Origin of the sequence: Streptomyces xanthophaeus (assembly GCF_000725805.1) — a bacterium.
In the GTDB taxonomy this organism is placed as follows: Bacteria; Actinomycetota; Actinomycetes; order Streptomycetales; family Streptomycetaceae; genus Streptomyces; species Streptomyces xanthophaeus.
Genome location: NZ_JOFT01000166.1, coordinates 1 through 207, shown reverse-complemented (window position 1 = coordinate 207; position 207 = coordinate 1). Strand labels below are relative to the sequence as shown.

Sequence of the window (207 nt, the reverse complement as noted above, 5' to 3'; positions counted from 1 at the left end):
CGCGCCGCCGCTGGGGGCCGGATCACGAAGGAAGAGGCGCTCGACCTCTACCGGCATGCGCCGTTGCACGCGCTCGGCCAGGCGGCCGATGCGGTGCGCAGGCGTCGTTACGCGGGTACGGAGCACATTGCGACGTACATCATCGAGCGGAACATCAACTACACCAACGTGTGTGTGACGGCGTGCAAGTTCTGTGCGTTCTATGCG

General features: G+C 65.2%; 1 pseudogene. It reads left to right on the top strand.

Features of this window, described 5'->3' with window-relative positions:
* A pseudogene (locus tag IO30_RS41205) lies at nucleotides 1–207 on the top strand (dehypoxanthine futalosine cyclase); the annotation flags it as partial.